This is a genomic window from Peribacillus cavernae (assembly GCF_003989135.1).
GTDB classification, from domain to species: domain Bacteria; phylum Bacillota; class Bacilli; order Bacillales; family DSM-1321; genus Peribacillus; species Peribacillus cavernae.
The window spans coordinates 194,721-201,159 of sequence record NZ_RYZZ01000017.1 but is presented as its reverse complement, the minus strand read 5'-3'; the positions used below and the strand labels follow the sequence as shown (position 1 = coordinate 201,159).

General features: G+C 37.4%; 4 protein-coding genes and 2 pseudogenes. 2 read left to right on the top strand and 4 right to left on the bottom strand.

All coding sequences use genetic code 11. The features are described from left to right. Positions 1 to 307: 307 nt before the first annotated feature. Positions 308 to 937: a GDSL-type esterase/lipase family protein gene (locus ELQ35_RS13800; protein ID WP_126865398.1), complete on the bottom strand. Its 630-nt coding sequence runs from the start codon at positions 935 to 937 to the stop codon at positions 308 to 310. Between the two features lie 362 nt (positions 938 to 1,299). Here ELQ35_RS13800 and ELQ35_RS13795 point away from each other — a divergent pair. Together ELQ35_RS13795 and ELQ35_RS13785 are read left to right on the top strand one after the other, a co-directional pair. After that, positions 1,300 to 2,483: pseudogene (locus ELQ35_RS13795) on the top strand (BadF/BadG/BcrA/BcrD ATPase family protein); the annotation flags it as partial. A gap of 452 nt (positions 2,484 to 2,935) precedes the next feature. Continuing rightward, entirely contained in the window at positions 2,936 to 3,586 is a 651-nt protein-coding gene (locus ELQ35_RS13785) for a DUF2238 domain-containing protein (RefSeq protein WP_126865397.1), read from the top strand. Between the two features lie 932 nt (positions 3,587 to 4,518). Here the strand turns inward: ELQ35_RS13785 and ELQ35_RS23760 are convergent. The 3 genes and pseudogenes from ELQ35_RS23760 to ELQ35_RS13775 form a co-directional block, all read right to left on the bottom strand. Further along, positions 4,519 to 4,618, bottom strand: a pseudogene (locus ELQ35_RS23760) (DUF6044 family protein); the annotation flags it as partial. Between the two features lie 176 nt (positions 4,619 to 4,794). Continuing rightward, positions 4,795 to 5,289, bottom strand: a complete 495-nt coding sequence (locus tag ELQ35_RS13780) for a DUF948 domain-containing protein (protein ID WP_126865396.1) — start codon at positions 5,287 to 5,289, stop codon at positions 4,795 to 4,797. A 198-nt stretch (positions 5,290 to 5,487) separates the two neighbouring features. Next, positions 5,488 to 6,375, bottom strand: coding sequence for a diacylglycerol/lipid kinase family protein (locus ELQ35_RS13775; protein WP_126865395.1), 888 nt, complete (start codon positions 6,373 to 6,375; stop codon positions 5,488 to 5,490). Between the last annotated feature and the right edge of the window lie 64 nt (positions 6,376 to 6,439).

The following is a 6,439-nucleotide window of genomic DNA, read 5'->3' as shown; positions in this document are numbered from 1 at the left end:
CTGGATAATCGTTTTTGTCGAAACCCTTTGTCGAAAGATATAGTGATGAAAGCCACTTCTATTTGCACTTGTGTATTTTTATGATTATTTCGCTATTTCACAGAAAAATAAGTCGCGAATTGTCAATTACCAATACGGGTTTTCGACAAATGGTGATTAGCGGAAGATGGGTTAGATAATGGCATGTGATAGAATAAGGGATTGATAAAGAATTGAACAAAAAATAATTTCGTTTATCCAGCTATTTAGATCTCCTTTCCATATTTAAAACTAATCCCCGTTCCTTTTCAGGAGTCGGGGATTTTGTTTATTTTAAAGGTAATGATGCAATCCTTTGCTTATTTAGAAACAAGTCGGTCAGAACCATATAGCCTAAATCATTTGGATGAACTTCATCTGCCAAAAGGTTGGGTTTGTTTAAAAAAGTATCCATAGGGTTAATAAAATGAACACTAAATTGTTTTGAGGTCTTTTCATAAAAATGGTTGATCCTTTGAATCAATTTATTGGCTAACTTAAATAATTTATGGTCCAGAGGCCCTGGATTATAAAGACCCATCAAGAATATTTGAGTGTTTAGATTAGTTTCAGTTAGATTGCGTAATATATGCCTCAAATTTTGTTTTAACGTCTGCACCGTACTCACGTATTCTGAGGGTTTAACATTTTTCTGATAAGCTCGGATAAAATCATTTCCTCCTGTTGTAATCGTAATATGAGTTGCTCTTTTTAATAAATCGGGGGTTTTGGAATCGATAAGAAATTGAAGCAATTCCCCGCTGCTTAGACCAGATTTACCAAAATTCATGTACTGGCATTCTTTTGTCTGTTTTATTACTTGAAAAAAATTGGCCGTAAATGAATGGTCATGTGTAGAAGCTCCTACTCCTGTAGTGAGAGAATCTCCCAGGGCAATATAATAAACTCGTTTATCCATCCATTTGATCCTCCGTTTGCAAGTGAATTGAGTCAAATTGACTTTTACATTTTGTTCATTATTTGTTTTTTTATTATCGTTAATAAAGGGAGTTATTGGTATACTTCATATGTAAAATGTCTTATATACCATATTTATCAAAAATATGAATGAAAATGTAAAGCTCAGGGACAGCATTCCGTTTCCTTTACAAGATAGGGGATAATAACCACATTTGTAAATATTAATAATAAATCCATTATTTTCTGATCCAATTTTTTTACTAATGATCATAGTAAAAGAAGCAGGGTTTTCACTATGAATATATTGTTTACTTAATTGCAATAATAAAAATTGTAATTTCATGGTGAGGAAGTGATTTTGTGAAGGACGGAATTCAAAGCCTAAATTCCTTATTTATAGGGATTGACGTCGGCTCAACGACCGTCAAGGCTACAGTGGTAACCCCAAAAATAAAGAAATTCTTTGGTCAGATTATCAACGGCACCATACGAAACAGGCTGAAAAGGTTCAGGAATTTTTAATCCGGATGTGAAGAAGGAAGATATACGCGTGTTTATTACCGGGTCTGGGGGTGGACCCATTGCCGAGCATATTGGAGCCAAGTTCGTTCAAGAAGTGAATGCGGTTACGATGTCAGTAGAACAACTTCACCCGGATGTTGGCAGTGTGATTGAACTAGGAGGACAAGACGCCAAGATCATTATTTTTAAAGAAAACGAAGAAACCGGAAACAAGCAAGCGATTACGTCGATGAATGACAAATGCGCCTCTGGTACGGGTGCCACGATTGATAAGTGCATGATTAAAGTTGGACTGCCGGAAGAGGAAGTAGCAAAGCTGGAATTTGATGATTCAAAGCTTCATCATGTTGCAGCCAAATGCGGCGTATTTGCTGAAACAGACATTGTAAATCTGGTGAAAAGCAGTATTCCGTCATCTGAAATTATGTGTTCACTGGCGTATGCCATTGTCATGCAGAATCTTTCGGTATTGACCCGCGGGAATACATTGCGACATAAGGTGCTGTTATTAGGTGGACCTAATACATATTTGCCTTTTCTGCAACAATGTTGGTGAAAACGAATTCCGGAATCATGGGAACAGCGAGGATACGATTACCCGAAAGACATCCCGCTTGAAGAATTGATTTTTATCCCTGAAAATGCCCAGTATTATGCGGCGTATGGCGCCGTTATGTATGGCTTGCATGAACCCCAGGGAGTAGGCGTTTACAAGGGGCTGGAAGACTTGAAAACATTTATTACCCATGGGCGCAAAGCAAAGCTTGGGGAAAAAGCAGGCGCTCCTCTTGTGAAAAGTATAGAAGAATTGGAGCAATTTCGCCGTCAATACAGTATTCCGAAATTTATACCGGCTGCGTTTGAACCGGGGTCAGACGATTAGTGCTGTCGTTGGTCTGGATGGAGGTTCTACCTCATCGAAGGCTGTATTAGTCGATACGAATGGCACGATTCTGTTGAAAGAATATCAGCTGTCTAAAGGAAATCCAATTCAAGATACGAAGCGTTTTTATCGGCATATACTTATTTTGCAAATGACCGGCCTCTAAGATTGTCCTTACGGTCCATAGGCCGATTTTACCTGCTGCTCCTGTTACCACTACTTTCACCATTTCCACTCGTCCATCCAGGGCATCTAGGATTAGTGCAATGATGATTAAGTACGTGGTATTTTTGACATCGCCAGTAATGATAAAGTTGATTGATAAAAAGCCATAAAATAAATTGTCGAAAGTTAATAAGCTAGGTATGTGTGTTTTCCTTCTGTACTCCCTTTACGTATTCAGTGTCTTCTATATATTGATATACCTTTGAACAGACTTTACTGTTTGGTCCGTTCCGGCATACATGTATCACCCGTTAAACTAACATCAAATTTCTCCTTTTCCAAAAGCAAGGACCATTTGTTCTAAAGTAAATGTATGGAACTTCCTTATTTTCATATACTAAATGTAAATTTGCAGAGGTGAAAAAAATGGTTAATGATAAGAATACAAAAGTTCACTTTTTTATATTATTAGTTGTTTTAGCAGTTTTTATATGGTCTGTCATTAAGCCAGCCGGATACTTGACATGGGCAATGGAGGTTGCTCCCGCCGTTGTGGGATTGACTATCGTGATCGCGATCTACAATAAGTTCCGGCTTACTACTCTTTCGTATATTATTATTGCTATTCTTGCGATTATTATGTTCGTCGGTGGTCATTACACATATTCGCGGGTTCCTCTCTTTGATTGGGTAAAAGATGTTTTTAATTTCAATCGGAATCACTATGACCGATTCGGACATTTGATAAAAGGTCTGTTTGCGATAGTCATCAGAGAAATATTATTAAGGAAAACTCCATTATCCCAAGGTTCATGGTTATTTGGCATAGTGACAAGCATTTCGTTGTCAATTGCCGCCTTGTACGAAATTATCGAATGGTTAGTTTCGAAAATTACAAAGGGCGGTAAAGCGGCTAAAGACTTTTTAGGAACACAAGGCAGTATTTGGGATACACAATGGGATATGTCGCTTGCCTTAGTTGGAACGATACTTGCGCTCCTCATTTTTTCAAAACTGCATGATTCGCAGTTGAAAAATTTGTCTTATAAAAAATACAGTAATGGGAAAAAAAATTAAAAACTTATACTCCCATATAAAACGTAAACGCCACTTTTTTTGCTAAAAGAAAAAACCCTTATTTCATCGTCTGATTTAAGGGTTTTAACTTGTGCGCTCAGCAATGGGTTCAGTCAGTCCCGAGTTGTGAAGGCAGAACTAACAGTTGGCTTCGGGCAAGGGTATCCACGCACGGCACGTGGAATCTGAAAAATCGAGCGGTAAACCTCCGGTGTAAAAAAATACGAACATCATATAAGGGTTGAATAGCTAAAGACGTTGCAAGTCAAAACAAAACCTAGGATTAATCCAAAAATACCTTCAAGCTATGAGCCATGAAGAGGGGGTCGTAACTCAATTGCATCTAGGGAACTCCTCAAGGGGGTCCGCTGAGCCCCATATTTCTAGAATTATTCTCCATCAGCTGGTTAAGGAATTAGGACATAGAGGGCATAAATTCGTTCGATACGTAACACACTACTGCAAGGACGGTCTACTTCTGATTTCTTCCTATTCACCCTTTAACTTCAGGATATGTTTCCTTTTATGTTTCGCATAATATTGTAATCATGTTTACTTTCCATAAAGAGCCTATACAATGAGTAGCAAATCGTTAGCATAAGATTGAACGCAGATTTGAGAGAGATTTTCTAACGTTTAAGAGCATATTTTGTAGGTTGATGCGGATATTTTTGCATTAGCAGATACACCTTTCTCCGTGATACTTATTCGGACTGCCGCGCCGTATACTGAACGGTACATACGGTGGTGTGAGGCGAGGGAGTCACCCCCTACTCGATTAAACGCAGGAGTTATGTTTAACATTTTATGCTCTAATTCCTTTTATGATATAACAGACTAAGATATCAGAACGTGTGGTATTACTCTGTATTTCTAGGCATTCAATCACTTACCTGTGGGACTCTAGGGTCAATAGAGCCAAAAAAGTTCATTACTTTCTTTCAGCACCTTATACCAGGCCAAATTGGAATCCAAATTATCATGTACACGGATATGCGCATTTTCGCAAAATACCTTACCTTTCCTTCTGATTAAGAGGAAAGTTAGTTATTAATTGTAACGGTTTTCCGTTTCTTCAAATGCCTTTTCTGTTTTATCCAGTTTTAACTGGGCTGCATTTTTGCCAGGATCCGTAATGGAAGCAGAAGTCGCGCAATTTTTTCTTACTGGTACTTACAATTGTTTGAACTTTTTGTATTATCTCGATCTTAAAAAATTTTTTTTGGCAAATTATCTGTTGTTTCATCCTCAATTGTTGTTACCCCTAGCGGTTGGACAGCCGGGAGGCTTTGATTTTTGCGCGCTTTCCATTTGTCGCGGATTTCCATAGCCACATTGCTCCATTGAACGATTTGGGATATTTTTTCCTGATTATTGTCGATCCCTGCTTGCACTTTATTAGATACTTTTTGAATGGAAGAATTGAAGCTTTCGATGGAAGACCCAACACCCTTTACAGCAGTGACCACTGAATTCAGGTTTTCGGATTTCTTTTGCAGATCCTCAGCAAGTACGTTCGTTTTATGCAGGAGTGAGGCCGTTTCAACAGTTACCCCTTGCATTTGTTTTTCTAGTCCGTTTAAAGTGTGAGCTACACTGTCTAGAGTGACCTGAAGTGATTTTAATGTTCTTGATAAGAAAATCACCAGGACTAAAAAGGCAATGGCAGCCACTGCAGCGCTCAAATATAAAATAATTTCCATAAGACACCTCCGGTAAAACTTCAAGTACATGTTGTACCATCTAATTTGTTATTTGTTAAATATCCGTTCACTTTTAAAAACGTATTAAAGAGGCTTCCGATACTTTATGGTTTACCTTACTGGTGCAAAATAGAGGTGCGTTAGCGTCACTTGAATCAAAAAGAAAATGGGTTAATACAGTAGATGTTTTTATTCTTTTTAGAGTACATATAGAGATCTTGGCTTTACACTAATTTTTACAGGAGTTTGACCAATGATTTCCCCGTCCCCATGAGCAATCATGGGGGAATCTGAAAGAATTTCTACTTCTCTTGCTTTTAATATAGTAACAGAGGGATGGGAGGTATGTTTTCCTTTAAAAACTGTTGGAAGTATACGTAATAGCTCCCATCTGGAAATTCCTTGAACAATACAAATATCGAATAAACCATCAGTATTTATTGCATTAGGGCATATCAACATACCTCCGGCATATGACGGTGAATTTGCGACTGCAATTAGCCATACATTGGCAATCTTCTGTTGTTTTTTATCAACTTTTAAATCAACATTTGTAGGTTTATAATAGAACAACACTTTAAATACACCGACAATATATGAGATTCCGCCCAAACGAAATAAATTTAATAATTTTTTATACTTTGAGATATTTGTTGTATGAGCCACTTGTCCGTCGAACCCGATTCCTACTACTGTGGCATAATATTTATCGTTTATACGTCCGATATCGATAACTTTTCGTTCATCTTTTAATATACGTTCTAAAGCTTTATCGAATCTAAGTGGAATACCTAATGCTCTACAAAAATCATTTCCTGAACCAGCGGGAATAATTCCTAATGGAATATTCGAACCGGATAATCCATTAATTGCTTCGTGAACCGTCCCATCCCCACCTACTGCAATAATTACAGCCGTTTCTTTATTATTTATATATTCCTGAACGATTTGTGTAGCGTGATTGGATTTCTGTGTAAAATGAACACAATATCGAATGTTTTTTTCTTGCAAGATTTTTTCAATAAGAGACCAAATTTTTAGCGCTCTTCCGTTGCCAGATACTTTATTTACAATAAAACAATACAAAATCTCACCTACTCATACTTTTTAAAACAAATTATTTCCTTCTAGCCTTGTGAATATACAAGCT